At 72.7% G+C, this 26788-nt stretch carries 23 protein-coding genes; 15 read left to right on the top strand and 8 right to left on the bottom strand.

Translation table 11 applies throughout. The features are described from left to right. Positions 1-12: 12 nt before the first annotated feature. The 7 genes from ACIA77_RS44850 to ACIA77_RS44820 all read left to right on the top strand — a co-directional run bounded on the left by ACIA77_RS44850 (position 13) and on the right by ACIA77_RS44820 (position 6846). Positions 13-501 (top strand): MaoC family dehydratase, encoded by a 489-nt coding sequence (locus tag ACIA77_RS44850; protein WP_395892284.1) that lies wholly within the window; start codon positions 13-15, stop codon positions 499-501. Beyond that, positions 498-947 carry a MaoC/PaaZ C-terminal domain-containing protein gene (locus ACIA77_RS44845; RefSeq protein ID WP_395892283.1) on the top strand — a complete coding sequence of 150 codons (450 nt, stop codon included), beginning with the start codon at positions 498-500 and terminating at the stop codon, positions 945-947. The genes ACIA77_RS44850 and ACIA77_RS44845 overlap by 4 nt, the downstream gene beginning before the upstream one ends. Continuing rightward, the gene (locus ACIA77_RS44840) at positions 944-2461 is read left to right on the top strand and encodes an acyl-CoA carboxylase subunit beta (RefSeq protein ID WP_395892282.1); all 1518 of its coding nucleotides are present in this window, start codon (positions 944-946) and stop codon (positions 2459-2461) included. Before ACIA77_RS44845 ends, ACIA77_RS44840 begins: the two co-directional genes overlap by 4 nt. A 2-nt stretch (positions 2462-2463) precedes the next feature. Beyond that, positions 2464-3288, top strand: coding sequence for an HpcH/HpaI aldolase/citrate lyase family protein (locus ACIA77_RS44835; protein WP_395892281.1), 825 nt, complete (start codon positions 2464-2466; stop codon positions 3286-3288). Continuing rightward, positions 3288-4217, top strand: coding sequence for an LLM class flavin-dependent oxidoreductase (locus ACIA77_RS44830; RefSeq protein ID WP_395892280.1), 930 nt, complete (start codon positions 3288-3290; stop codon positions 4215-4217). Before ACIA77_RS44835 ends, ACIA77_RS44830 begins: the two co-directional genes overlap by 1 nt. Continuing rightward, positions 4210-5958, top strand: coding sequence for an acetyl/propionyl/methylcrotonyl-CoA carboxylase subunit alpha (locus ACIA77_RS44825; protein ID WP_395892279.1), 1749 nt, complete (start codon positions 4210-4212; stop codon positions 5956-5958). The genes ACIA77_RS44830 and ACIA77_RS44825 overlap by 8 nt, the downstream gene beginning before the upstream one ends. Positions 5959-6066: 108 nt before the next feature. Continuing rightward, on the top strand, positions 6067-6846 hold the full coding sequence (locus ACIA77_RS44820; RefSeq protein WP_395892278.1) for an SDR family oxidoreductase: 780 nt from the start codon (positions 6067-6069) through the stop codon (positions 6844-6846). Between the two features lie 22 nt (positions 6847-6868). Here ACIA77_RS44820 and ACIA77_RS44815 read toward each other — a convergent pair whose 3' ends face one another. Then, positions 6869-8245: an NADP-dependent succinic semialdehyde dehydrogenase gene (locus ACIA77_RS44815; RefSeq protein WP_395892277.1), complete on the bottom strand. Its 1377-nt coding sequence runs from the start codon at positions 8243-8245 to the stop codon at positions 6869-6871. Between the two features lie 546 nt (positions 8246-8791). Here ACIA77_RS44815 and ACIA77_RS44810 point away from each other — a divergent pair. After that, complete coding sequence (locus tag ACIA77_RS44810) at positions 8792-9469, top strand: ANTAR domain-containing protein (protein WP_395892291.1); 678 nt, start codon at positions 8792-8794, stop codon at positions 9467-9469. A 15-nt stretch (positions 9470-9484) separates the two neighbouring features. Here ACIA77_RS44810 and ACIA77_RS44805 read toward each other — a convergent pair whose 3' ends face one another. The 4 genes from ACIA77_RS44805 to ACIA77_RS44790 form a co-directional block, all read right to left on the bottom strand. Continuing rightward, positions 9485-10348, bottom strand: coding sequence for a dioxygenase (locus tag ACIA77_RS44805; protein WP_395892276.1), 864 nt, complete (start codon positions 10346-10348; stop codon positions 9485-9487). Between the two features lie 34 nt (positions 10349-10382). Beyond that, the gene (locus tag ACIA77_RS44800) at positions 10383-11201 is read right to left on the bottom strand and encodes a citryl-CoA lyase (RefSeq protein WP_395892275.1); all 819 of its coding nucleotides are present in this window, start codon (positions 11199-11201) and stop codon (positions 10383-10385) included. Next, positions 11194-12369, bottom strand: a complete 1176-nt coding sequence (locus ACIA77_RS44795) for a CaiB/BaiF CoA transferase family protein (RefSeq protein WP_395892274.1) — start codon at positions 12367-12369, stop codon at positions 11194-11196. Before ACIA77_RS44795 ends, ACIA77_RS44800 begins: the two co-directional genes overlap by 8 nt. 99 nt (positions 12370-12468) lie before the next feature. After that, the gene (locus tag ACIA77_RS44790) at positions 12469-13290 is read right to left on the bottom strand and encodes an IclR family transcriptional regulator C-terminal domain-containing protein (RefSeq protein WP_395892273.1); all 822 of its coding nucleotides are present in this window, start codon (positions 13288-13290) and stop codon (positions 12469-12471) included. 220 nt (positions 13291-13510) lie between these two features. Between ACIA77_RS44790 and ACIA77_RS44785 the strand changes: the two genes are divergently transcribed. From ACIA77_RS44785 to ACIA77_RS44775, 3 genes are all read left to right on the top strand, one after another. Then, complete coding sequence (locus ACIA77_RS44785; RefSeq protein ID WP_395892272.1) at positions 13511-14959, top strand: amidohydrolase family protein; 1449 nt, start codon at positions 13511-13513, stop codon at positions 14957-14959. Between the two features lie 85 nt (positions 14960-15044). Next, on the top strand, positions 15045-16049 hold the full coding sequence (gene ligD, locus ACIA77_RS44780; RefSeq protein ID WP_395892271.1) for a non-homologous end-joining DNA ligase: 1005 nt from the start codon (positions 15045-15047) through the stop codon (positions 16047-16049). A gap of 88 nt (positions 16050-16137) precedes the next feature. Beyond that, positions 16138-17187, top strand: a complete 1050-nt coding sequence (locus ACIA77_RS44775; RefSeq protein ID WP_395892270.1) for an aldo/keto reductase — start codon at positions 16138-16140, stop codon at positions 17185-17187. Positions 17188-17191: 4 nt separating this feature from the next. On the opposite strand, the gene ACIA77_RS44770 is transcribed toward ACIA77_RS44775, so the two are convergent. Together ACIA77_RS44770 and ACIA77_RS44765 are read right to left on the bottom strand one after the other, a co-directional pair. Continuing rightward, the gene (locus ACIA77_RS44770; protein WP_395892269.1) at positions 17192-18673 is read right to left on the bottom strand and encodes a sulfatase; all 1482 of its coding nucleotides are present in this window, start codon (positions 18671-18673) and stop codon (positions 17192-17194) included. A 1-nt stretch (position 18674) separates the two neighbouring features. After that, positions 18675-19934 (bottom strand): MFS transporter, encoded by a 1260-nt coding sequence (locus ACIA77_RS44765; protein WP_395892268.1) that lies wholly within the window; start codon positions 19932-19934, stop codon positions 18675-18677. 153 nt (positions 19935-20087) lie between these two features. On the opposite strand from ACIA77_RS44765, the gene ACIA77_RS44760 reads away from it, so the two are divergent. Together ACIA77_RS44760 and ACIA77_RS44755 are read left to right on the top strand one after the other, a co-directional pair. Then, positions 20088-21122 (top strand): LacI family DNA-binding transcriptional regulator, encoded by a 1035-nt coding sequence (locus ACIA77_RS44760; RefSeq protein ID WP_395892267.1) that lies wholly within the window; start codon positions 20088-20090, stop codon positions 21120-21122. A 206-nt stretch (positions 21123-21328) separates the two neighbouring features. Further along, the gene (locus ACIA77_RS44755) at positions 21329-21937 is read left to right on the top strand and encodes a short chain dehydrogenase (protein WP_395892266.1); all 609 of its coding nucleotides are present in this window, start codon (positions 21329-21331) and stop codon (positions 21935-21937) included. Between the two features lie 31 nt (positions 21938-21968). Here the strand turns inward: ACIA77_RS44755 and ACIA77_RS44750 are convergent, their stop codons facing one another. Next, on the bottom strand, positions 21969-23159 hold the full coding sequence (locus ACIA77_RS44750; RefSeq protein ID WP_395892265.1) for an FAD-dependent oxidoreductase: 1191 nt from the start codon (positions 23157-23159) through the stop codon (positions 21969-21971). A gap of 130 nt (positions 23160-23289) precedes the next feature. On the opposite strand from ACIA77_RS44750, the gene ACIA77_RS44745 reads away from it, so the two are divergent. After that, on the top strand, positions 23290-25956 hold the full coding sequence (locus ACIA77_RS44745; protein WP_395892264.1) for an AAA family ATPase: 2667 nt from the start codon (positions 23290-23292) through the stop codon (positions 25954-25956). 128 nt (positions 25957-26084) lie between these two features. Next, entirely contained in the window at positions 26085-26783 is a 699-nt protein-coding gene (locus ACIA77_RS44740; protein WP_395892263.1) for a hypothetical protein, read from the top strand. Positions 26784-26788: the final 5 nt, after the last annotated feature.

The following is a 26788-nucleotide window of genomic DNA, read 5'->3' as shown; positions in this document are numbered from 1 at the left end:
GGAAGGAAGACCATGAGCACAGACACCGAGCGCCCGGTTTCGGGCCGGTGGTTCGAACAGCTGACGGTGGGCACCGTCGTGCACCACGCGACGCGGCGCACCGTCACCGAGACCGACAACGTGCTGTTCACCACGATGACGATGAACCCGGCGCCGATGCACCTCGACGCCGACTACGCCTCGCGCAGCGAGTTCGGCAAGCCGCTGGTGAACAGCATGTTCACGATCGCGCTGGTGGTCGGGCTCTCGGTGTACGAGCTGACGCTCGGCACGATCGTCGCGCAGCTCGGACTGTCCGATGTGGAGTTCTCGAAGCCGGTGTTCGCCGGCGACACGATCCGCGTGGAGAGCGAGGTCGTGGAGGCCCGCGCCTCGAAGTCGCGGCCGCGCGCGGGGATCGTGGTGTTCGAGCACCGCGCGTACAACCAGCGCGACGAGCTCGTGTGCCGGGCGCGGCGCACCGGGCTGATGCACCGCGAACCGACGGGGGACCAGGCGTGATCACCGAGTACTTCGACAAGATCAAGATCGGCGACCGGCACGTCAGCCGGGCCCGCACGATCACCGAGACCGACATCGTGCAGTTCGCGATGTTCACCGGCGACTGGCACCCGGCGCACACCGACGCCGAGTACTTCGGCCAGGACCCCGTGTTCGGCGGCCGGGTCGCGCACGGTGCGCTGTCGCTGTCGGTCGCGCTGGGCCTGGTCACGTTCCGGCCCGAGGCGATGAAGGCGTTCTACGGCATCGACAAGCTGCGCTTCGTCACACCGGTGCGCGTCGGCGACACGATCCGCGTCGAGACCGAGGTGACCGAGCTGACGCCGCGCGGCGACGGCAGGGGCGTGGTCACCTCGGCGTTCCGGATCCTCAACCAGCGGGACGAAACCGTGCTCGCGGCGACGCTGAAGACGTTGGTGGTCACGGAAGCGGCGGCGCGGCGATGAGCGAGGTGACGGCCGAGCTGGAGAAGGCCGCGCAGGCCGCGCTCGCCGGCGGCGACGCGAGCCGGTGGCCGAACAAGCTCCCGGTGCGGGAGCGGATCGCGCTGCTGCTCGACCCGGGCAGCTGGGTGGAAGACGGGCTGCTCGCCGACGCGTCGGGCGACGGGCTGCCCGCCGACGGCGTGCTCACCGGCGTCGGCACGGTCGAGGGCCGCCCGGTCGCGGTGATCGCCCACGACTTCTCGGTGAAAGCCGGGTCGTGGGGCGAGCTGACGTGCGAGAAGCAGGTGCGCATCCTCGAGCGCGCCGACCGCGACCTGATGCCGGTGTTCTACCTCGTCGACTCGGCGGGTGGTCGGCTGACCGACCAGCTCGGGTTCTTCTCGGGCCGGCGCGGGGCGTCGCGGATCTTCCAGCTGCAGATCAAGCTCTCCGGGCGAGTGCCGCAGATCTGCTGCCTGCACGGGCCCTCGGCCGCCGGCGGCGCGTACATGCCGGCGTTCACCGACTGGGTCGGCATGGTCGAGGGCAACGCGTCGATGTACCTGGCCTCGCCGCGCGTCGCCGAGAAGGTGACCGGCGAGCACACCACGCTCGAGGAGATGGGCGGCGCGGTCATGCACGCGACCGTCTCCGGGTGCGGCGACGAGGTGTTCGACGAGGACTGGCAGGTGATCGCGGCCGCGCGGCTGCTGCTGTCCTACCTGCCCGACGACTGGCGCTCGCCCCCGGCGAACGCCGAACCCGCCGCGCCCGAGGTGCTCGACTGGCCCGAGGGCCTGATCCCGGAAGACCCGAACGCGGCCTACGACGTGCGCGACGTGATCCTGCGGCTCGTGGACGCGGGCAGCTTCTTCGAGATCAAGTCGGCGTGGGCCACCGAGATGGTGACCGGTTTCGCGCGGCTCGACGGGCAGACCGTCGGGCTCGTCGCGAACCAGCCGTCGGTGCGCAGCGGCGCGATCTTCGTCGACTCGGCCGACAAGGCAGCGCGGTTCATCTCGATGTGCGACGCGTTCAACATCCCGCTGGTGTTCCTGCAGGACGTGCCGGGCTTCATGATCGGCGTCGCGGTGGAGCGGCAGGGGATCATCCGGCACGGCGCCAAGATGGTCGCCGCGATGGCGAGCGCCGAGGTGCCCAAGTTCAGCGTCGTGCTTCGCAAGGCCTACGCCGCCGGGTTCTACGCGATGTGCGCGCCGGGTTTCGAGCCGCGCGCGACCATCGCGCTGCCGACCGCGACGATCGGCACGATGTCACCCGAAGCGTCCGCGAACGCCGTGTACGCCAACAAGATCGCGGCGATCGAGGACCCCGCCGAGCGCGAGGCGTTCGTGCAGGCGCGGGTCGCGGAGCAGGCCGCGGACTTCACGCTCCTGCGGCTGGCCGGCGAACTGCACGTCGACACCGTGGTGAAGCCCGAAGCGCTGCGCGCCGAGCTGCTGGGCCGCCTGCGGGCCGCCCGGAACTGGGAGCGCTCGGGGCACCGCCGCCACCACCTGATCAGCCCGGTGTGACCATGACGGACGGACTGATTCCCCGCAGCTTGCTGTTCATGCCGGGTTCGAAGGCGTCGATGGTCGCGAAGATCCCCGCGCTCGCGCCCGACGCCGCCGTGGTCGACCTCGAGGACGCGGTGCCCGCGGCGCAGAAGGCCGAAGCGCGCGAAACGGCGGTCGCCGCGCTGGCCGGGCTCGACGCCGGCCCGCGCACCACCGTGCTCGTGCGCGTCAACCCGATCACCTCGCCGTGGTTCGCCGACGACCTCGCGGCCGTCGCCGGGCTCGGCGGGATCGGCGTGGTGCTGCCGAAGTACGAGCGGCGTGAGGAGATCGACGTGCTGCGCGCGCGGCTCGGGCCCGACGCGCCGATCGTCGTCGGGCTCGAAACCGTGCGCGGGGTCGCGGACTGCCGCGAACTGCTGCGCGCCGGCCTCGACTCCGTCTACTTCGGAGCCGAGGACTACATCGCCGATATCGGCGGCGTGCGGACCACCCGCGGCGACGAGGTGCTCTACGCCCGTAGCGAGGTCCGCCTCGCCGCGCACCTCGCCGGGGTGTCCGCAGTGGACCAGGCCGTGGTCGCGATCCGCGACGACGACCGGTTCCGCGCCGACGCGGCGCAAGGCCGCGCGATCGGGTACACCGGCAAGATCTGCGTGCACCCGCGTCAGGTCGAGCTGGCGCACGAGGTCTTCACGCCGGCGCCCGACGAGGTCGCGCACGCGCGGGGCGTGCTGGCGGCGGCGGACGAAGGCGTCGCGGTCGTCGACGGGCAGATGGTCGACGACGTCCACGTGCGGATGGCGCGCGCCGTGCTCGCCCGGCTGCCGGAGGAGCGGTGATGCGCGTCGGGCTGATGTTCCCGCCCGGCGCCGATCCGGGTGAGATCCCGGCTTTCGCCCGCCGCGCCGAGGAAGCCGGGTTCGACTACTTCTGCTGCGGTGAGCACGTGTTCTTCCACGGCCCGATCACCAACGCGTTCGTCGGGCTGGCCGCGGCGGCGGGCGCCACCGAGCGGATCCGGCTGCTGAGCGCGCTCACGATCCTGCCGGTGTACCCGGCTGCGCTGGCCGCGAAGCTCGTCGCCACGCTCGCGGTCGTCTCGCACGGCCGGTTCGAGCTGGGTGTCGGGGTCGGCGGGGAGCACCCGCCCGAGTTCGAAGCGGTCGGCGTTCCGCTCGCCGAACGCGGCCGCCGGACCGAGGAAGCCCTCGAAGTGCTCGACCGGCTGCTGGCCGGGGGACGGGTGACGTTCCACGGGGAGTTCACCACGATCGAGGACCAGGAGCTGCAACCGGTGCCCGCGCGGCGCCCGCCCGTGTGGGTCGGGGGCCGTCGCCGCGCGGCGATGCGCCGGGCCGCGAAGCACGCCGACGTCTGGCTGCCGTACCTGGTCACCCCCGAGCGCCTCGCGGACAGCCTCACGCAGGTCCGTGAGCTGGCCGCGGGGCAGGGCCGCGAAGCCGCGGACCTCACCGGCGGTGTCTACCTGTGGTCCACTGTGGACCGGGACGGCGACCGCGCCCGCCGTGAGGTCGTCTCGGCCATCAGCGGGATCTACCGCCAGGACTTCGAGCCGTACGCCGATCGCTACCTGCTCTTCGGCACGCCGGCCCGGGTGCGCGAGCGCATCGCGGAGTTCGCCGAAGCCGGCGCCCAGCGCGTGGTGTTCGCCCCGGCCTGCGCCGCCGAAGACCGCGACCGCGTGATCGACCTGTTCGCCACCGAGGTCCTGCCCGGGATCCGGGAGAGGGGAGTTTCCGTTGCCTGAGTTCCGGAAGGTGCTGGTCGCGAACCGCGGCGAGATCGCGGTGCGGGTGATCCGGGCCGCGCGCGACGCCGGGTTGGCCTCCGTCGCCGTGTACGCCGACCCGGACGCGCGGGCGCCGCACACGCGCCTGGCCGACGAGGCCTACGCGCTGCACGGGAGCACGGCTGCCGAGTCCTACCTGGACATCGACAAGCTGCTCGACGTCGCGAAGGTGAGCGGCGCCGACGCCGTGCACCCCGGGTACGGGTTCCTCTCGGAGAACGCCGAGTTCGCGCAGGCCGTGCTGGACGCCGGCCTCGTGTGGATCGGCCCCGAGCCGCAGGCGATCCGGGACCTGGGCGACAAGGTCACCGCGCGCCGCATCGCGCGGTCCGTCGGTGCGCCGCTCGTGCCGGGCACGGAGGAACCCGTCGCGTCGGCCGGCGAGATCGTCGCGTTCGCGCGTGAGCACGGGCTGCCGGTGGCGATCAAGGCGGCGTTCGGCGGCGGCGGGCGCGGGCTCAAGGTCGCGCGGGACCTCGACGAGATCCCCGAGCTGTTCGAATCGGCTACGCGCGAAGCGGTGGCGGCGTTCGGCCGCGGCGAGTGCTTCGTCGAGCGCTACCTCGACCACCCGCGGCACGTGGAGGCCCAGGTGCTGGCCGACGCGCACGGGACCGTGCTCGTCGCCGGCACGCGCGACTGCTCGCTGCAGCGGCGGCACCAGAAGCTCGTCGAGGAGGCGCCGGCGCCGTTCCTGACCGAGCAGCAGCGCGAGCTGATCCACTCGTCGGCCAAGCGGATCTGCGCGGCGGCGGGTTACCGCGGCGCGGGCACCGTCGAGTACCTCGTGGGCACCGACGGCACGATCTCCTTCCTCGAGGTCAACACGCGGCTGCAGGTCGAGCACCCGGTCACCGAAGAGACGACCGGCCTCGACCTGGTGCAGGAACAGTTCCGCATCGCGCGCGGCGAACCGCTGCCCCACCCCGAGGACCCCGCACCACGCGGGCACGCCTTCGAGTTCCGGATCAACGGCGAAGACCCGGGCCGCGGCTTCCTGCCGATGCCCGGGACCGCGCGCCGGTTCGACGTGCCGGAGGGACCGGGCATCCGGCTCGACTCCGGCGTCGAGGCGGGCACCGTCGTGGGTGGCCAGTTCGACTCGATGCTGGCCAAGCTGATCGTGTCCGGACCGGACCGCGCGACGGCGCTGGCCCGCAGCCGCCGGGCGCTGGCCGAGCTGACGGTCGAGGGACTCGCCACCGTGGTGCCGTTCCACCGCGCGGTGGTGCGCGATCCGGCGTTCACCGCGGAGAACGGCTTCACCGTCCACACGCGCTGGATCGAAGAGGACTTCGTCAACGACTTGCCGGAGTACTCGGCCGAACCGGCCGGCGACGGCCGGGTGACGATCTCCGTGGGCGGGCGCGCGCTGCGCGTGTCGTTGCCGGGTCTGTCCGAAGTGGGCACCGAGCGGGCCGAGGAGATCCGCGCGGCCTCGGCGGCCGTCGCGCTCGGGCCGCGGGCCGCGGCGGTGTCGGGCGACGCGGTGCCGACCCCGATGCAGGGCACGGTCGTGAAGCTCGCCGTGGCCGAAGGCGATCGCGTGGCGGCCGGCGACCTGATCGCGGTCGTGGAAGCCATGAAGATGGAAAACCCCGTGAAGGCGCACAAATCCGGCGTGGTGGCCGGGCTCGCGGTGGCCGTCGGCGACAGCCGGGCGCAGGGCGAGGTGCTCTGCGAGATCCTCGACGAGTGAGCTCCCCGGGCCATTCGGGCACACCCGCTCGGACACCCGGCCGCCGGCGCCGCCGGGCGGGTAGGGTCGGGAGCGGTTTTCCGTTGGCGTGACAGGGGAGCAGGACTCGTGGATCTCGGAATCGCCGGCCGCACGGCCGTGGTGTGCGCGTCGACCCTCGGGCTGGGGCGCGCCTGCGCCACCGAGCTCGCCCGCGCGGGCTGCACGGTCGTCGTGAACGGGCGGTCGGAGGAGTCGACGCGCGCCGCGGCCGAGCAGATCGCGGCCGACACCGGCGCGAAGGTGGTGCCGGTCGCGGGGAACGTCGACGACCACGCCGTGCAGGACGCGCTGCTCGCGGCCGCCGGCGACGTCGACATCCTCGTGAACAACAACGGCGGCCCGCCGTTCCGCGATTTCCGCGAGGTCGACGAGGAGGCGCTGCTGGCCGGCGTGCGCGCCAACATGGCCACGCCGATCCGGCTCGTGCAGCGGGTCGTCGACGGCATGGTGGAGCGCCGGTTCGGCCGGATCGTCAACATCACGTCGGGCTCGGTCAAGATGCCGCTCGCGGGCCTCGACCTCTCCAGCGGCGCGCGCGCCGGCCTCACCGGTTTCCTCGCGGGCGTGGCGCGTTCCGTGGCGCACGCCAACGTGACGATCAACTTCCTGCTGCCCGGTTCGTTCGACACCCGCCGCCTGCGTTCGGGCCAGGAAGCGGCGGCCGCCGGCGCGGGCGTGACCCCGGAGGCGATCGCCGACGGCCAGCGAGCGGCGATCCCGGCCGGCCGGTTCGGCGAGCCCGCCGAGTTCGGCGCCGCCTGCGCGTACCTGTGCTCGGCCCAGGCCGGGTTCGTCACCGGCCAGAGCCTGCTCATCGACGGCGGCGCGTACCCGGGCGTGCTCTGACGCACCGGGTCCGCGCGCGTGCTCAGCCGACCCAGACGGTCTTGAGGTTGCAGAACTCCCGGATGCCGTGCGACGAGAGCTCGCGGCCGTAGCCGGAGCGCTTGACGCCGCCGAAGGGCAGCTCCGGGTACGACACGGTCATGCCGTTGATGAACACCTGCCCGGCCTCGAGGTCGGCGATGAAACGCTCGATCTCGTCCGCGTCCTGCGTCCACGCGTTGGACCCGAGGCCGAACGAGGTCGCGTTCGCGACTTCCAGCGCTTCGTCGAGGTCCGCGACGCGGAAGAGCGAGGCGACCGGCCCGAACACCTCTTCGGTGTACATCCGCATGTCACGCGTGATCCCGCCGATCACCGTCGGCGGGTAGAACCAGCCCGGCCCCTCGGGGCGCTTCCCGCCGCACAGCACCTCGGCGCCCGCGGACACGGCTTCGCCCACCAGCTCCTCGACGTCGGTGCGGCCCTGCTCGGTGGCCAGCGGGCCGACGTCCGTGGTGTCGTCGGTGGGATCGCCGACCGTCAGCGCCCGCATCCGCTCCACGAACTTCCGCGCGAACTCGTCGTAAACGTCCGCGTGCACGATGAACCGCTTCGCGGCGATGCAGGACTGACCGTTGTTCTGCACGCGGGCGGTCACCGCGGTTTCGGCCGCGCGGTCGAGGTCGGCCGAAGGCATCACCACGAACGGGTCGCTGCCTCCGAGCTCCAGCACGGTGTGCTTGACCTCGTCGCCGCAGATCGCGGCCACGGAGCGGCCGGCGGGCTCGCTGCCCGTGAGCGTCGCGGCGGCCACGCGCGGGTCGCGCAGGACGGGCTCGACTTGGCGCGAGGAGATCAGCAGCGTCTGGAAGCAGCCCTCGGGGAACCCGCCGCGGCGGAACAGGTCCTCCAGGTACAGCGCGCACTGCGGCACGTTCGACGCGTGCTTGAGCAGGCCGACGTTGCCGGCCATCAGCGCGGGCGCGGCGAAGCGCATCACCTGCCACAGCGGGAAGTTCCACGGCATCACGGCGAGCACCACACCCAGCGGCTGGTACCGGCCCAGCGCCCGGGACGCGCCGACGACGGACGGGTCGGGCAGCGGTTCGTCGGCGAGGAACTCCTCGGCGTGGTCGGCGTAGTAGCGCATGCCCTTGGCGCACTTGAGGGCTTCGGCCCGCGCCGCCGCGAGCGTTTTGCCCATCTCCGTGGTCATCGTCGCCGCGATGTCGTCGGCTTCCTTCTCCAGGAGGTCGGCGGTGGCGTGCAGCAGCGCGGCGCGCTCGGCGAACGAGGTGCGGCGGTAGCTGCGCCACCGTTCGTGTGCGACAGCGATCTTGTCCCGGACCTCGGCTTCGGTCAGCTCGGTGAACGTCGTGACCGTCTCCCCGGTCGCGGGGTTGATCGTGGCGATCGCCATGGGTGGAGCCGTCCCTTCTCCTCGACGCGGTGCGGCCGGTGCGCTCGTCCGCGGATCCCGGCCCCAGCAGCAGCCTAGGCTTTCCCTGCCTGCGTGGCAGGCAAACCCGCGCAGGGGCGCGCCCACGGTTGAAGTACGCGAGTGGACACTGGCGACGAGTCTTCGGATCCTCGCGGGGGCGGGCGCGGTTGAAGTACGCGAGTGGACACTGACGACGAATCTTCGGATCCTCGCGGGGGCGCCCACGGTTGAAGTACGCGAGTGGACACTGACGACGAGTCTTCGGATCCTCGCGGGGGCGGGCGCGGTTGAAGTACGCGAGTGGACACTGACGACGAGTCTTCGGATCCTCGCGGGGGCGGGCGCGGTTGAAGTACGCGAGTGGACACTGACGACGAATCTTCGGATCCTCGCGGGGGCGGGCGCGGTTGAAGTACGCGAGTGGACACTGACGACGAATCTTCGGATCCTCGCGGGGGCGGGCGCGGTTAAAGTACGCGAGTGGACACTGACGACAGAGCCGCGTTCGACGAGCTCACCGGCGCGATGACGGACCTCACCGAGGCGCTCGAGACCGGCGACGACACCGCCTCGACGCTCGAAGCCGTGTGCACCCACGCCGTCCGTGCGGTGCCCGGGGCGGAGATCGCGAGCGTCACCGTCATCACCGACGGGGAACCCGAAACCGCCGCGTACACTGACGAAATCGCCCTGCGCGTCGACCGGGCGCAGTACGCGACAGGCGACGGCCCGTGCCTGCGCGCGGCGGCGACCGGCGAGATCGTGCGGATGTCGCTTCCGCACGCCGGCCGGGAGTGGCCCGATTTCGTGGCCTTCGCCCGCGGCGAGGGCATCGGCAGCTACCTCGCCGCGCCGCTGCGCGTCGACGACACCCTCACGGGCGCGCTCAACCTCTTCAGCACCGAAAGCCACGGCTTCGAAGAGCTCGACGGCAAAGTCCTGGAGCTGTACACGGTCGTGGTCGCGTCGGGCCTGCGCACCACGCGGCGGTTCCGGCGCGCGCACGACCTCGCCGCCCACCTCGACACCGCGATGCGCAACCGCGCGGTGATCGAGCAGGCGAAGGGCATCCTCATGGCCGCGCACCGCATCAGCGACGTCGAGGCGATGCAGCGGCTCGTCCGGGAATCCCAGAACACCAACGTGAAGCTGCGCGAGGTCGCCATCCGGTTCGTGCGCGAGGCGACGCGACCGGCCGGCTGAGCCGCGTCGGCCGGTTCAGTTCACGGGCTGGAGCAAGAAGTCGTAGCGCGCTTCGACCCACGGCACGGCCGACTCGCCGCCGTCGGGCGTCGGGCCCGGCTCGCGCGGCTCGAACGTGACCACGAGTTCCTGCTTGGTGCCGAACACCACGTCGCTGTCGAGGTATTCGGCGCCTTCCTGGAACAGGTGCGTGATGAGCGGCTCGTGGCCCTCGGCCGTCACCAGGAAGTGCACGTGGGCCGGGCGGAAGTGGCTGATGTCGGTGCGCGAGATGAGCTCCCCGACCGGGCCGTCCATCGGGATCGAGTAGCCCTTCGGCGCGATGGTGTGCACGCAGTACGAGCCGTCGGCGCGGGCCGTGTACTTCGCGCGCAGCCGGGCCTCGTCGATCTCCGCCAGTTGCGACTCGTAGGTGCCTTCCGCGTCGGCCTGCCACACGTCGAGCAGCGCGCCGGCGACGGGAGTGCCGTCGAGCGAGCGCACGGAACCGGTGACGTACAGGGGAGTGCCTTCGACGCCGTCGGACATGTCACCGCCGAAGTCCAGCGCCGGCGAGCCGTCGATGTGGAACGGGCCGAGGACCGTGGCCGGGGTGGCTTCCGGCGCGAAGTGGTGGTTCATCTGCACGACGAGCATGCTCAGGCCCAGCACGTCGGAGGCGAGGATGAACTCCTCGCGCTTCTCGTCGCTGATCTGGCCGGTCGCGGTGAGCCACTGGATGGCCGCCATCCACTCGGCTTCGGTGAGTCGCACCTCGCGCGCGAAGGCGTGCAGGTGCCGGACGAGCGCGGTCATCAGTTCCTTCGCGCGCGGGTCGTGCGCGGTCGCCCACCGCTGCTCGGCCAGTTCCGTGATGTTGTCTTCGGTGACGAGCTCCATGGAGATCCTCTTTCTCGGCCGGGCGGCGGGTGGGTCAGGGCTGTTCGGGCGCGTAGGGGTCCGGCGGAACGGGCCGGTTGTTCAGGTCTACCGCGAGGAAGACGTCGTTGGCGACGGGGTGGCGCAGTTCTTCGGCGAGCTGTCCGATGAGACCGGCGGTGCGGGCCAAAAGTGCGAACCCGCGCAGCAGTTCGAGCGGGAGGCCGAGGTCGGCCAGCGCGGCGCCGCAGACGCCCGCGCCGTTGAGCGGCAGCGTTTTGCCGAGCACCCGCGGGTGCACGCGGCCGATGGCGCTGAACAGCGCCAGGTGCGGCCCGACGAGTCCTTCCTCCGCCGCGATCTCCAGCAGGCGCGGGGTACGCGGGTCACCCTGCTTGTGCACGTGGTGCCCCAGCCCCGGGATGAATTCGCCCGCTGCCCGCCGCGTCCGCACGGTCTCCAGGGCCAGCGCGTCCCAGCCGGCGTCGTCGGCGGGGAGTTCGCCCGCCTGGCCGGCTTCGGTGAGGACGCCGTGCAGGAACCGGCCGCAGTCCTCGGTGACGCCGAGGAAGCGCGAGCCGCCGCCGAGCAGGCCCGCGGCGAGCGCGCCCTGGATCGAATCGGGCGCGGACAGGTAGGTCAGGCGCGTGACGATCGCGGTGGGGGTGAAGCCGTGGTCGGCCAGCGCGGCGAGCACGGCTTCGAACACGCGGGTCTCACCCGGTGCCGGCCGGCGCTGCGTCGCGAGCCAGAAGGCCAGCTCGCCGAAGCGGACCTTCCCCATCACGTCCTGGGCGAGGTCCTGCCCCAGCAAGGTGATCTTGTCCAGCGACGACGCGCCCAGCGCCGTCTCGTACACCGGGGGCTCAGCCATCTTCGTCCTTTCGCGCGAGCCAGGCGCGCAGTTCTTCGCCGTGCTCGTCGAGTTCGGGCGGCGGCAGGCGGTAGGTGGCCGGCGTCGCCGAGAACCGCAGCGGGTGCCGGGTGGTCGGGACCGCGCGGTCGCCTTCCCCGACCTCGACGACCGGGTCGAGGCCGAAGCGCTCGGCCATCGCGAACCCGCCGTCGATCGTCTGGATGGGCCCGCACGGCACGCCCTGCGCGGTGAGGGCTTCGAACCACTCGACGGCGCCGCGTTCGGCCAGCTTCCGCTCGAGGATCGGGCGCAGTTCTTCGCGGTTCTTCGTGCGGTCGGCGTTGTGCGCGAACCTCGGATCGTCGGCGACCTCGGGGATGGCGAGGACAGCGCACAGCTTGCGGAACTGGCCGTCGTTGGCCGCGGCGACGATCAGGTCGTCGTCGGCCGTCGGCAGGGGTTCGTAGGGGAAGACGCTGGGGTGCGCGTTGCCCATGCGGTAGGGGATCACGCCGCCGGCGGCGTAGGCGGAGCTGTGGTTCACCAGCCCGGTCAGTGCCGAGGACAGCAGGTTGACCTCGACCAGCTGCCCGGCGCCGGTCGCGTCGCGGTGGCGCAGCGCGGCGAGGATGCCGATCACGGCGTGGTTGCCCGCCATCACGTCGAAGACGGAGATCCCGGCGCGGTAGGGCGGGCCGGCGGGGTCGCCGGTCAGGCTCATCAGGCCGGAGATCGCCTGCACCATCAGGTCGTAGCCCGGCACGTGGCTGCCCGCGCCGGAGCCGAAGCCGGTGATCGACGCGTACACGAGGCCGGGGTTGGCGGTGCGGACGCTCTCGTAGTCGAGGCCGTACTTCGCGAGACCGCCGGGCTTGAAGTTCTCGATGAGCACGTCGGCGCGGGCGGCGAGCTCGCGCCCGAGCGCGGCGTCGGCCTCGTCGCGCAGGTCGAGCGCGATCGAGCGCTTCCCGCGGTTCACGCCGAGGTAGTACGTGGACGTCTCGCCGCGCACCGGGGGCATCCAGGTGCGCGTCTCGTCGCCCTGCGGGCCTTCGACCTTCACGACCTCGGCGCCCAGGTCGGCGAGCAGCATCGTGGCGTACGGGCCGGCGAGGACCCGGGAGAAGTCCGCGACCAGCAGCCCCGACAGCGGTCCGGGGCCCGCTCCCGCCGGGGAGTCGTCCATGTCGTGCCTCTCTGGTGGTTCCATCAGCTGTGTCCGTCAGTCGGACCAGTGTCCGCTGAGGCGGTCACTCCAGAGTCTGCGCCCGCGCGGCGCAGGGCGTCAAGCGCGGTCGCCGGATGCCGCGGGCACTTCGACGTGCGGCACGTCCTGCAGGCGGGCGAAGTCGGCGCTGATGTCGCCGGCTGCCTGCAGCAGCAGGGGCAGGTGGTGGCCCACGAGCCGGTCGACCGGCGTTTCGGCGGCGTGGCAGTTGACGTTGACGCTCGCGATCACCCGGCCCGCGCCGTCGCGCAGGGGCGCGGCGACCGACCGGATCCCGAGGGTCAGCTGCTCGTCGGTGAGGGCCCAGCCGCGGGCACGGACCTCGCGCAGCTCCGCGTCGCGCTCGGCGCGGCCCGGCCGCCAGCGCGGCACGAGCCCCGAGCGCGTCGGCTGCGCCAGCGCGGCGTCGAGGTCATCGGGGGCGAGCGCGGCGAGCAAAACTTTGCCCAGCGACGTCGGCAAAGCGGGGAAGCGGGTGCCGATCTGGACGGCCAGCGACACGATCTTCGGGACCGAAACCCGGGCCACGTAGACGATGTCCGAGCCGTCGAGCTGGGCGATCGAGCACGACTCGTGCGTCTGCCCGACGAGCTTCTCCAGGTGCGGGCGGGCGACGTCCCACAGCCCCATCGACCGCACGTAGGCCACCCCGAGTTCGAGCACGCGGGGGGTGAGCGAGTAGCCGCGCTCGGCGGTGCGCACGTAGCCCAGCTCCTCGAGCGTCAGCAGGATCCGCCGCGCGGTGGGGCGGGCCAGCTTCGTCGCGGTGGCGACCTCGGCGAGGGTCATCGAGGGCCGGTGGGGCTCGAACGCCGCGATCACCTCGAGGCCGCGCGCGAGCGCCTCGATGAAGTCCGGACCGGTTCCCTCGCGTGGCATGGCACGACCTCCTGACGGCCTGGCGGACGTGGTCCCCGCGAAGCCTAGCCGCTCGGTGTCCGCGAGCCGGACATCGACGTCCGGGCGGGGGGCGCGCCCGCGGGTGAGCCGGGCATTGACACGGGCAGTGGCGTGCGAAAGGGTGTTCGCACCCACTCGATGTCCGCCAAGCGGACGATTGTACGCGGGAATCCACCGAGACCGCGGAGGAGAGGCAGCCATGAGCGAGCCCAGCGACGACACCGCCGGCCGTCCGGTCGTGCTGCGCGGCGGGACCGTGCTCACCGTCGACGCCGCGCGCCGGGTGCTCCCCGGCCACGACGTGCTGGTCACCGGCGACACGATCACGGCCATCGGCCCGGACCTGGCCGTCCCCGAGGGCACCGTCGAGATCGACGCGACCGGCGGCATCGTGATGCCCGGCATGATCGACACGCACCGGCACATGTGGCAGACCGCGATGCGCGGTTACGGCGCCGACTGGACCCTGACCCAGTACTTCGTCTGGTACTACCTCGACTGGGGCAAGGTGTTCCGGCCCGAGGACGTGTACGCGGGCAACCTCCTCTCGGCCGTCGAGGCGCTCGACGCCGGCGTGACCACCACCGTCGACTGGTCCCACGGGCTGCAGACGACCGAGCACGCCGACGCCGCGGTCGACGCCCTGCAGGCGGTACCGGGCCGGTTCGTGCTGGCCTACGGCAACATCCAGGACGCGCCCGCGCACTGGACCTCGACACCCGAGTTCCGCGACTTCGTCTCCCGGCGCGTGCCGGGCGATCCGATGCTCGGGTTCCAGCTCGCCTTCGACGTGACGGGCGACCCGGCGTTCCCGGAGAAGCCCGCGTTCGAGGTCGCGCGTGAGCTCGGCGTGCCGGTGACCACGCACGCGGGCGTGTGGGGCGCGACCGGCGACGACGGCATCAAGCTCATGCACGACCACGGGTTCATGACGCCGCAGACCATCTACGTGCACAGCGCTTCGCTGTCGGCGGACTCCTACCACCGCATCGCCGCGACCGGTGGCTCGGTGTCGGTCTCGACGGAGAGCGAGCAGAGCGCCGGCCAGGGTTACCCGCCCACCTGGGCCCTGCGCGCCCACGGCATCCCGGTGTCGCTGTCGATGGACACGTCCGTGTGGTGGAGCGGCGACCTGTTCAGCGCCATGCGCACCACGCTCGGCGCCGACCGCTCGCGCGAGCACCTGGAGGCGCACGCGAAGGGCGACACCGTCACGCACGCCGCGCTGCGGGCCGATCAGGTCGTGGAGTGGGCGACGCGCGGCGGCGCCAAGGCGCTCGGGCGCGAGGACGAACTCGGCAGCGTCGAGGTGGGCAAGAAGGCCGACCTGGTGCTGGTGAAGAACGACAACTCACCCGTGTCGTTCCCGGTGCTCAACCCCCACGGGCACATCGCGTTCCAGGCCCAGCGCGGCGACGTGCACACGGTGCTGGTCAACGGCCGGATCGTGAAGCGCGACCACCGCCTCGTCGACGTCGACCTGCCGGCGGTGCGCCGCACCGTGGAGCAGACCGTCGAGCACCTGCGCTCGCGCCTGGGCGAGGAGGCCTGGCAGCAGGGCATGAACCCCGACGTGCCGCAGACGAAGGTCCTCGACAACCCCTACACCTACACCGACTACCAGAGCGGGAGCACGCACGGCGGCTGACGCCTCCACAGTGGACGTCTCCGGCGGGATCGCGGTTTCCGGCCTACCGTGAACTGCGAGGGGACGTTCGAGGCGGGAGGCCGCGGTGGCTGGTGGTGCTGAGCGGTCGCGCGTGCCGGCCGGGATCGAGCCGATGCTCGCGACGCCCGACGGCGGCACGCTGCGCGACGGGCCGGAGTACGCGTACGAGTTCAAGTGGGACGGTTACCGCGCGATCATGCGCGTGGCCCCCGACGGCACTACGGTGCTGACGAGCCGCAACGACAACGATTTCACCGGCCGTTTCCCCGAGCTGGCCGGCGTGCTCGGCGACGCGCTGGGCGGACGCCCGGCGGTGCTCGACGGCGAGATCGTGGCCCTCGACGAACAGGGGCACCCGGATTTCGGGCTGCTGCAGAACCACGACACCGCCGGGCGCTCGGTGTCCTACTTCGTGTTCGACGTGCTGCTGCTCGGCACCGAGTCCCTGCTGGACGCGTCCTACGACGAGCGCCGCGCCGTGCTGGACGCGCTCGAGCCGGCGAACCGGCAGCGGGTCGCGATCACGCCGTCGTACAACCACACCGACCTGTCGGCGCAGGGGATGACCCCCGGCGATCTGCTGGAGGTCGCGCGCAAGACGATGCTCGAAGGCCTGGTCGTCAAGGCGCGCTCCTCGAAGTACTACCCGGGCCGGCGCAGCCCGGAGTGGCTCAAGCACCCGTTCATCCGCACCACCGAGGTCGTGCTCGGCGGCTGGCGCGCCGGTCAGGGCCGCCGCGACGGCACCATCGGCGCCTTGCTGCTCGGTGCGCACGACCCCGTCACGGGTGACCTGCTCTACCTGGGCGACGTCGGCACCGGCTTCACCGAGCAGATGCTGCGCGACCTGAGGGAAACGCTGGCCCCGCTGGAACGACCCACGAGTCCCTTCGCGAACGCCGTGCCCCGCGAACGCGCCCGCGGCGCCCACTGGCTCAACCCCTCGCTCGTCGGCGAGGTCGTCTACCGCCGCCTCACCCCCGGTGACCACCGGCTGCGCCACACGGCGTGGCGGGGGTTGCGGCCGGACCGGAAACCGGGGGAGGCCAAGGTGCCGCCGCTGTCGTGACGGGGGCGACGTTGTCCTGCGGAGAGCTCTCCGGTACGTTCGAAGACGTGGCGGAGAGCTCTCCGTTTCTTCTCTCGAAGGGCAGGACATGGAGTACGTCAAGCTGGGCAGCACGGGTCTCGACGTGTCGCCGATCGCGATCGGCGCGATGACCTACGGCGAGCCGGAGCGCGGGCATCCGGTGTGGTCGCTGGGGGAGGACGAGTCGCGGGTGCTGATCAAGCACGCGCTGGAGGCGGGGATCAACTTCTTCGACACCGCGAACATGTACTCGCAGGGTTCGAGCGAGGAGATCCTCGGCCGGGCGCTGCGGGACTTCGCCGATCGCGACGACGTGGTGATCGCGACCAAGCTGCGGCACCCGATGCGGTCGGGGCCGAACGGGAAGGGCTTGTCGCGCAAGGCGATCATGACCGAGATCGACCACAGCCTGCACCGGTTGGGCACCGATTACGTCGACCTGTACCAGATCCACCGCAACGACCCGGCGACGCCGCTGGAGGAAACCCTGGAGGCGCTGCACGACCTGGTGAAGGCGGGCAAGGTGCGTTATCTGGGGGCCTCGTCGATGCACGCGTGGGAGTTCGCGAAGGCGTTGCACACGCAGCGGGCGCACGGCTGGGCGCGGTTCGTGTCGATGCAGGACCACTACAACCTGCTGGCGCGCGAAGAGGAACGCGAGATGCTCCCGCTGTGCCTGGACGAAGGCGTGGGCACGATCGTGTGGAGCCCGCTGGCCCGGGGCCGGCTCGCGCGGCCGTGGCACGAGGCGAAGGCGACCGCGCGAGGCTCGGACGACCCGTTCGCGGATCTGCTGTACCTGCCCCACACGGCCGAGGGTGACCGGAAGATCGTGGACGCCGTCGGCGCGGTCGCCGAGGCGCGCGGGGTGAAGCGGGCGCAGGTCGCGCTGGCGTGGCTGCGCAGCAAGCCCGTCGTGGCCGCGCCCCTGGTGGGAGCGAGCACGGCGAGCCAGATCGACGACGCCGTCGCCTCGCTGGAGATCACCCTCAGCGGCGAGGAGCTCGCCCGGCTGGAACAGCACTACACCCCGCGCCACGACTTCCAGGGCGTGTCCGACGACCGCGAGCTGCAGCGGATCATGGCGCAGATGCCGCAGTTCACCACCGCGTCCTGAGCGCTCAGCCCTCGGGGCGGTAGCCGGGTGGTGCTTCGGGCCAGCCGCCCGGCCGCACGACGAGCGTCGACGCGTCGCGGTCGAGCGAAACGGCGCGCAGCGCGGCCAGCCCGGCGTCCGCGGCGGACGTTTCGAGATCCAGCCCGGCGTTGCCGGAGGCGGCCGCGAAATCGGCATCGGCGAGGTCGGTGAAATGCGCGCGGGCTTGGTCGCGGTTTGCGCGCAGCACATCCGCCACCCGGACGTGGTAGGCGAGGTTCTGCGTCTCGCGCGGATCACTTCGGCGGTCCACGAGGTACTCCCGCGCGTCGGGCGCGGACCAGATGTACTTCCAGCGTTCGCCGATCACCGCGTACAGGCCGCGGGGGCCGTGCTGGAACTGGCCGTACACCGTGCGGCCGTCGTGGTGCTCCTGCAGCGGTAGACCGTCCGCTGTGGACGGATCGGCGCCGGCCGCGCGCAGGAACGTCGGCGCGACGTCGACGAGGCTCGCCGGGTCGGGCCGCCGCCCGGCGGTGAAGCCCGGGCCGGAGACGAGCAGCGGCACGCGGGCGGCGGGGTCGAGGAAGGACCGCTTGCCGAAGGTGCCGTAGTCGCCGAGGAATTCGCCGTGGTCGGCGGTCAGCGCGACGACGGTGTTGTCGCGCTGACCGCTGCGCTCGAGCGCGGCGAGGATCCGGCCGACCTGGTAGTCCAGAAAGGACACCGAGGCGAGGTAGTAGGCACGGATCAGCTGCCACAACCGCCGGTCGCGGCCGCCGTCGCGGTACTTGTACCGGGCCTGCAGCCGGTCGTAGGAGGTGAGGAGTCCGGCGCCGCCGGCCGGTTCGAACGGGTCGGGCATCAGGGACGGTTCGTACAGCCGGTGCCACGGCGACGGCGGCGCGAACGGCGGGTGCGGCGCGATGAAGCTCGACCAGAGGAAGAACGGCCGGTCCTTCGGCGCCGAGTCGAGGAACGCGATCGAGCGGTCGGCCACCCAGTGCGAGAAGTGCAGGTGCTCCGGGACCGGGGACAGCTGCGGAACGTAGTACATCTCGTCGCGCAGGCCGTGCGGCCGCTCGACGTAGCCGTAGCCCGCGGCCGCCAGGAACGCGAGGTAGTCGTCGTCCCGCGCGGTGCCGAACTCCTCGCCGCGGTCGCGGGTCTCGAACCCGCGCAGGTCCTGAGGGTCGGGTGTGAAGTGCATCTTGCCCACGCCGTGGGTGCGGTAGCCGGCATCGGTCAGCTGCGCCACGAAGGTGGGCTTCGCGGGCATCGGGTCGCCGTTGTCGAAACACGCGTTGGTCTGCGGTTCGGCACCGGTGAGCAGGGCCGCTCGCGCGGGCACGCACACCGGCGACGGTGTGTAGGCGCAGTCGAACACGGCGGCGCCGGCGGCGAGGTCGTCGAGCACCGGTGTGCGGCCGATCGGGTTGCCGTAGGCGCGCAGGGCGTCGGCGCGCAGCTGGTCGCAGAAGATCAGCAGGATGTTGGGTGCGCTCACCTCAGGCCACGTCCTCCAGCGTCGCGGGTTTGCGGGGCATCCAGACGAAACCGATCACCACGGCGCCGGCCGTCGCGGCGGCGAGGATCCACGTGAAGGCGTGGAAGCTCGCGGCGACGATGACGGGCACGAACACGCTCCACACGGCCAGGACGACCTTCTGCGCGAAGATGATCAGCCCCTGCGCCGTCGCGCGGCTCATCGTGGGGAAGAGCTCTTGGCACCACAGGCGGTAGAACTGCTCCTGGCCGCACGCCGCGGAAAGGGCCTGCAGCACGATGAACAGCAGCACCACGGCGGGGTTGCTCAGCGGGAGGAACACCAGCAGCAGCACCGAAACCACCGCGACGATCCCCGCGACGCCGTAGAACACCCGCCGGTTCACGCGCTCGATCAACGGCACGTAGAGGAAGCCGACGCCCAGCCCGGTGAGGGCGAAGTTGATCGCGTTGAACCCGACGCTCGCGGCTTGGGACTGCGAGCCGATCGTGCGGAGGATGTAGGGGAGGAAGAAGCCGAACGTGCCCAGCGCGATCGACCCGAGCGTGTGGACGGCGAACACGAACAGCATGCGCTTCGAGTAGTGCCGGAACAGCCGGCGGAGCTCGCCGGCGCCACTGCCCGCCCTGCGCTTGGCGGCGAGCCACAGTTCCGATTCGGCCATGCGCAGGCGCAGCAGCCACGTGACGGCCGCGACGAGCACGAGGTGGGCGAACAGGATCCGCGTGCCCAGCAGGCCCAGTGGTGCGAGCGCGAAGGCGAGCAGGAGCGTGACGACCGGGCCGAGGTTCCAGAACACGCTCGTCATGCCGACGAACTTCCCGCGCGCCCGGTCGGGTGCGATCTCCCCGATGAGCGCCCACGACGTCGGCACGTCGGCGCCGACCGCGAGCCCCATGACGATCAGGCCGGCGAACAGCATCCAGCCCTGGGCGGCGAACACGAGGACGAGCCCGCCGACGATGTACACCAGCAGGTCCCACTGGTAGATGCGCTTGCGGCCCAGCACGTCGCCGAGGCGTCCGCCGATGAGGGAGCCGACCGCGTACGACCCGGCGTTCACGCCGAGGGCGGCCAGCACGCCGAGCGCGGTCGGGGAGAGCCCGAACGCACTCGTCCACAGGGTGAGGGCGGCCGACGCCCCGACGATCGAGCCGGCGTCGAGGTAATCGGCCACGCACGCGAGCACGGTGCGGTACCACTGCGAGCGGGACGCTTGCGGCGCGCTGATCCGCGCGCCGGGAGGTGCGGAGGGGGACATCGTCGTCTCCTCATCGATTTCAATCGATTGAAAGCCGGTTCATGCTGACACCGCCCGGCGGCGGGACACAAGAGTCCGGGCCATGATTCTTTGAACGTTTCAGGCGCGGAGGCGGCGTGCCGGACCTCGCCGGCGCGTGAGAGAGTTCTCCCCGTGGCGACACGCACTCCGCGGGACGGTCGTGGTGCCGTGACCATGCAGCAGGTCGCGGACGCCCTCGGCGTGTCGCTCTCCACGGTCTCCCTGGCTTTCCGCGACGCACCGGTCGTGGCGCCCGCGACGCGGGAACGCGTCCGCGCCGAGGCGGCCCGGCTCGGGTACGTCTACCACCGCGCGGCGGCGAACCTCCGGCGCGGCCGCAGCAACCTGGTCGGCCTCGTGGTCCCGGTGATCACGAACCCGTTCGTCGCGCAGATGGCGACCGGGGTCCAGGAAGTGCTGGCCGAGCACGGGTTCGTGCTGCTGCTGGCCAACACCGGAGGCAGTGTCGAGCAGCAGCTCAAGCTCGTGCGCACGCTCGCCGAACAGCGGGCCGCGGGAGCCGTCGTCATCCCCGTGCTGGACACCCCGGCGGCCGATCTGCGCGCGGCGCACGCTGCCGGGCTTCCGTTCGTGCTCGTCAACCGCGACATCGAGGGCGCCGGGCTGCCGTTCGTGCACCAGGACGACGAGGCGATCGCGGACCTCGCGGCCGACCACCTCTTCGCGGAGCACCACGTGCGCACCGTCGGCTACTTCGGTGGTGTGGAAGCGGCCCGGCCTCGCCGGGTGCGGCTGGCGCGCCTGCGGGAACGGGCCGCGGACGCGGGGGTGACCTTCGCGCAGCGGTGGGCGGTGGGCACGGCGCCGACGCCGGAAGAGGCCTACGCGACCGCGCGCCGGCTGCTCGCCGGCGGGTCGCCGCCCGAAGCGCTCGTGTGTCACAGCGACGAGCTCGCGTGGAGCCTGCTGCGCGCCCTCGCGGAAGCCGGGATCGGGCCCGGCGAGTGCCGGGTCGTCGGCATCGACGGCATCCCGACCTCGGCGATGTTCTCGCCCGCGCTCACCACGGTCGCGGTCGACGCGCTCGGCGAAGGCCGCTACGCGGGCGCGGTGCTCCTCGATGAGCTCGGCGTGCTCGACCTCGCGGAGCACACCGAGCGGCCCGCCCCGCCGGCGCTGGTCGTGCGGGAGTCCTGCGGCTGCTGACGCCGCTCGGCGGACCGGGTTGGTTTAAACGATTCAAGCCAGCGGCGCTCGCTGCGGCCGTCACTGTGGGCTCGGAAGGACGCGGGCCAGTGCCCTCGTGTCGTGAGTTTCGGCGTGGCCCCGGTGGACGCACCTCCAGGTGTCGTGACACGCTGAATGTGTCAGTTACTGACAGATGTGGCATAACGTGACACCAAGGAGAAGTCGTGAAGGCAGTGGTCATCGGGACGGGAACGATCGGCGCGGCGGTGGCGGAGACGGTGGCCGCACACGGGCACGAGGTCGTGACCGTCGGGCGGAAGTCCGGGCAGTTCCAGGCGGACCTCGCCGATCTCGCGAGCCTTCGGCGGCTGTTCGCGCGGCTCGGGTCGTTCGACGCGGTGGCCTGCGCGGCCGGCGAGGTGTTCCCGGCGCCGTTCGAGCAGGCGACTGACGAGCAGTGGGCGGATTCGCTCGCGTCGAAGGGACTCGGGCAGGTCAACGTGGTGCGCGCGGCGCTGCCGCACGTCACCGACGGGGGCTCGTTCACGCTCGTGTCGGGCGTGCTGACCGACGAGGTCACGCCCGCCGCGACGATCGGCGCGACGGTGAACCACCTCGTGGAGGGCTTCGTGAAAGCCGCGGCGACGGAGCTGCCGCGCGGCGTGCGGATCAACTGCGTCAGCCCGACGGTGCTGACCGAATCGGTGGCCTACCACCCGTTTTTCCCGGGGTTCACGCCCGTGCCGGCCGCGGAGGTCGCGCGGGCGTACTTGCGGGCGATGGCGAACCCGGTCACCGGCCGCGTGCTCAAGCTGCACAAGACCGACAGCTGACGGGAAAGCCCGACGGCGCGGGGAACACGCGTCAGCTGCCGGTCAGTTTCGTGACGAGCGCCACCAGTTCCGCCGGATCCTCCTGCTGGACCGCTCGCACGAGGCGGGTGGACGAGCCGGTCAGCGCGCTCGTGCGCAGGGTCCAGTCGCGCAGGTGGCGGGCGGCGGGTGAGGACCGGGAGGAGAGCCGGGCGAGCCGGTCGGCGTGGTTCTGCACGCGCAGCACCGCCGGGCGCCGTCGGTCGGTGTAGTGCGAGAGCGCGGCGTCGACGGAGTCCTCGGCCAGCCCGGCGGCGAGCACGGCGGCGTCGACCAGTGCGGAGTTCGCGCCCTGGCCCACGGTCGGCGCCATGGCGTGGGCGGCGTCGCCGAGCAGGACGAGCCGGCCGTCGTGCCAGGGGAAGCAGTCGATGCGGGTGGTGGGGGTGATCAGCAGTTCGTCGATCGCCGTCAGGCGGGCGACGAGGTGGCCGGCGCCGGGGGAGACGCGGGCCCAGGCGGCCTGGAACGCGGCCAGGTCGCGTGAGTCCAGGGCGTTCGCGACCGCGGGCGAGGTGACGCACGCGTACCAGTAACAGGTGCGCTTGTCGACCGGGGCCGCGCCGAACAGGCCGAGTTCGGTCCACACCTCGCCCACGACGTCGTCGCCGCGGCGGGGCACCAGGCCGCGCGCGTAGCTCTCGCCGTCGACGCGCCGGCGGGTGCCGAAGGAGCCGCCGTCGCGCACGGTCGAATCGACGCCGTCCGCGCCGACCACCAGATCGGCCTCGATCACGCTTCCGCGGCCGTGCCACTCGAGCTCGACGGACCCGGCCGGATCCGCACTTTTCACCGTCGCGCCGAGGCGCAGGTCGATCACCGGTTCCTCTCGCACGGCCTTCCGCAGCACGGCGTGCAGCAGGCCCCGCCGCACGGCGAGCACGTGGTCGAGGCCCGGGCCGAAGCCGGGCACGGTGAGCTTGGCGAGCGTCGACCCGCGCGTGCCGAGTAGCGCGGTGGCGCGCATCGCGTGGCCTTCGCGTTCGAGCGCACCGGTGAGGCCGAGGCCGGCGAGCACCGCCAACCCGTTGGGCTGCACCAGGATTCCGCAGCCGCGCCCGCCCGGGTCCGGGTCGCGTTCGAGCACGGTCACCGACGCGCCGGCGCGCGCCAGCAGCAGCGCGGTGGCGAGCCCGCCGAGGCCGGCTCCGACGACCACGGCGTCGAGGTGCGCGATGCCCATGGGCCCTCGCCTGGTGAGGGGTTCGGTTCGTGCGGCCCACGCTGCCCGGCCACGCGGCGCCCCGGCATCCGTGAGATGCCCGGTCTCGCGGCGCCGGGGACGGCCCGGACCCGGGGTTACCATCCGCTGCATGCTCTACGGCCGGGGAGCCGAGTGCGCGGAGATCCGGGGATTGCTGGCGGCGGCCCGCGATTCCCGCAGCGGCGCGCTCGTGCTGCGCGGCGAACCGGGCGCCGGCAAGTCGGCGCTGCTGAACTACGCGGCCGCGGAAGCGGGTGGCATGCGGCTGCTTCGCGGCGCGGGCGTGGAAACGGAGGTGCGGCTGCCGTTCGCCGCGCTGCACCAGCTGCTGCACCCCGTGCTCGACCGGGCCGGCTTGTTGCCGGACCCGCAGGCGGCGGCCCTGCGCGGCGCGTTCGGGCTCGCCCCGGGCCGCGGTGGTGATCCGTTCCTCATCGCCGTCGCCGCGCTGTCCCTGCTGGGGGAGGTCGCGGGCGAGCGGGGTTTGCTGTGCCTCGTCGACGACGCCCAGTGGCTCGACCACGGGTCCGCGGAGGTACTGGCGTTCGTCGCGCGGCGGGTGCAGGAGGACGGGGTCGCACTGTTGTTCGCCGCTCGCGAGGGCGAAAGCCGGGAATTCCGCGCGCCCGGCCTGCCCGAACTCGCCGTGGGCGGGCTCGCCGTCGAAGCCGCCGGGGCACTGCTCGACGAAGCGGCGCCGGGGCTCGCACCCGGGGTGTGCGCCGCGCTCGTAGCGGGCACGGCCGGAAACCCGTTGGCGCTGCTGGAAATCCCGGCTTCCCTGAGCGCCGACCAGCTCGCCGGACGCGCCCCGCTGCCGGTGCCGCTCGACGCCGGCCGGGACGTGGAACGCCTGTTCCTCGCCCGCGTTCGGGCGCTCGGCGAAGCGGCACAACGGTTCCTGCTCGTCGCGTCGGCCGAGAGCGGAGGGGACCTGCTCGCCGTGCTGCGCGCCGCGGGCGCGGACGGGGCTGGGCTCGACGAAGCCGAGCGCGCGGGTCTCGTCGGCGTGCTCGGCGACCGGCTCGAGTTCCGCCATCCCCTCGTGCGCTCGGCGGTGTACCACGGCGCGACGTTCCTGGCCCGGCGCTCGGCCCACCTCGCCCTCGGAGCGGTGTTCGACGCCGCGCACGACACCGATCGCCGGGCCTGGCACCTCGCCGCGGCGGCGCTCGAGCCGAGCGCGGAGCTGGCGAAGGCGCTGGAGGAGTCGGCCGCGCGGGCGCGGGCCCGCGGCGGGGCGGCGGCCGCGGCCAACGCGCTGGAGCGCGCCGCGCAGCTGAGCACGGCCGACGCCGACCGGGCGGCGCTGCTCGTCGCCGCGGCCGAGGACGCCTGGCACGCCGGGCAGAACGGCCGCGTCGCGGCGCTGCTCGACGCCGCCGAACGGCTTGACACGCCACGGTCCGTGCGCGGCCGCGGGTGGTTCCTGCGCGGCATGGTCGAACTGCGGTCCGGCGATCCCGCGGCCGCGTGCCGGCTGCTGCTGCGCAGCGCGGCGGAAACGCCGGAGGACGGTCCGGCGACGCTCGTGCACGCGGGCGAGGCCGCGGCCCTGCTCGGCGATCCGGTGCTGGCGGCGGAGGTCGAACGGTGTGCGGGCGAGGGTGACCAGTCGCGGCTCGTCGCGGGGTGGGCGAGCCTGGCCCGCGACGACTGGCACGCGGGCGCCCGGCTGCTCGGCTCCGTCGTCGACGCGGCGGGAGCCGACGACGATCCGGTGCGGCAACTGTGGACCGGGCGGGCCGCGCTGTACCTGGGCGACGTGGACACGGCCCGCACGGCCTACACCCGGGCGGTGGCGCGGGCCCGCGCCGGCGGCGAAGTCGGTGCCCTGCCGATGGTGCTCGACCGGCTGGCGTTCACCGACGTCCTCGCCGGGCGCCCGGCCGAGGCGACGGCCAACGCCACCGAGGGCCTGCGGCTCGCCGGTGACCTCGGGCTCGACGTGGGACTCGCGCTGGTGAGCCTCGCGCTCGCCGCCGCCTGGACCGGGGACGGGCCGGCCTGCCGGCGCGCCGCCGACCGGGCGCACCGGGTGGCCGCGGACCGCGGCCTGACGGTGGTCGCGGCGGGCGCCGACTGGGCGCTCGGCCTGCTGGCGCTGGGCGCCGGGCAGCCCGCCGAAGCCGCGACGCGCCTGTGGTCACTGGCCCCCGGCGGACCCGGCGACCACGCGCTGATCCGGCTGTGGGCGACGCCGGACCTGGTCGAGGCCGCCGTGCGCGCGGGTGAACCCGGCGCCGTGCGCGAATCCGTGACGGCGCTGGCCCATTGGGCGCGCGGCAGCCCGCAACCGGGCCCGACCGCGGCGCTGAGCCGGTGCGAGGGCCTGCTGTCCGGTGAGGTCGACCGCTTCCGCGCCGCGGTGCGGCTCGACCCGCAGGGCCGCCAGCCGCTCGAACGCGCTCGCACCCAGCTGCTGCTCGGTGAATCGCTGCGCCGCGAACGGCGCCGCAGCGAGTCGCGGGCGCACCTGCGGGCCGCGCTGGAGACGTTCGAACGCGCCGGTGCCGCGGCGTGGGCCGAGCGCGCCGCCACCGAACTGCGCGCGAGCGGCGAGAGCGCCCACAAACGCGACGAAGCCCAGTGGGCGCGGCTGACCCCGCAGGAGCTGCAGATCGCGCGGTTCGCGGGTGAAGGGGCCAGCAACCCCGACATCGCCGCGAAGATGTTCCTCAGCCGCCGGACCGTGGAGTACCACTTGCACAAGGTGTTCACGAAGCTCGGCGTCACCTCGCGCACGGAATTGGCGCGCCTCGACCTCGACGGGTGAGTTTCCGGCGCGACGGGGTTCCGCGTCGCTTTCCGACCACTGTGGACACTGGTGAGTTCACGGATTCGCGTGCCGCCGCCGCAGGGGATCGTCCGGGCTGGACCTGTCTTCGAGCCGGGGAGCCGACGATGAGTGCCACCTACCCGCAGTCGCCGCCGCGGCGCAGCCCGGCGCGCGTGGCCGTGATCGTCCTCTCGATCGTGGTGCTCGTCGTCGGGGTGTGCCTGGCCATCGGTGGCGGGGTGCTGCTGCTGATCTTCGGCACGAACGGGCAGCTGCGCTCGGGCCAGCACGCCGTGTCGACGCCCACCGTCGCGCTCGTGACCGACACCGCGCAGGTCACCGACTCGACGAGCCTCACGCGCTTCCTCGGTGCACCTTCGGTCACGGTGCACGCCACCGGGGGCAACACCTCGGGCCTGTTCCTCGGCATCGGGCCCGCCGCCGAGGTGGACCGCTACCTCGCGGGCGCCGCGATCGAGCAGGCGCGCGACTTCGACCTCGCCCCGTTCTCGGCGAACTCCACCCGGGTCAACGGCGCGCTCACCGTGCGGCCGCCGGCCACGCAGCCGTTCTGGGTCGCCTCCGGCTCCACCGATCTCACGTGGCAGCTGCGCGACGGCGACTACCGGGCCGTCGTGATGAACGCCGACGGCTCGGCCGGGGTGAACGCGCAGCTCGACGTGACGCTGTCCTTGCCGCGGCTGTTCGGCTACGCGCTCGGGTTCTTCATCGGCGGGGTCGTGCTCGTCGTGGTCGCCGTCCTCGCCCTCGCTCTGGGCCGCCCGCGCGCCCGCGTCTCCACATCGACGGGACCGCCGTCCTGACGGAC

The organism is Amycolatopsis sp. NPDC051903, from assembly GCF_044452505.1.
Lineage (GTDB): Bacteria > Actinomycetota > Actinomycetes > Mycobacteriales > Pseudonocardiaceae > Amycolatopsis.
Note: the sequence above shows the minus strand (reverse complement) of the source record. Positions and strands in the feature narration are given on the sequence as shown.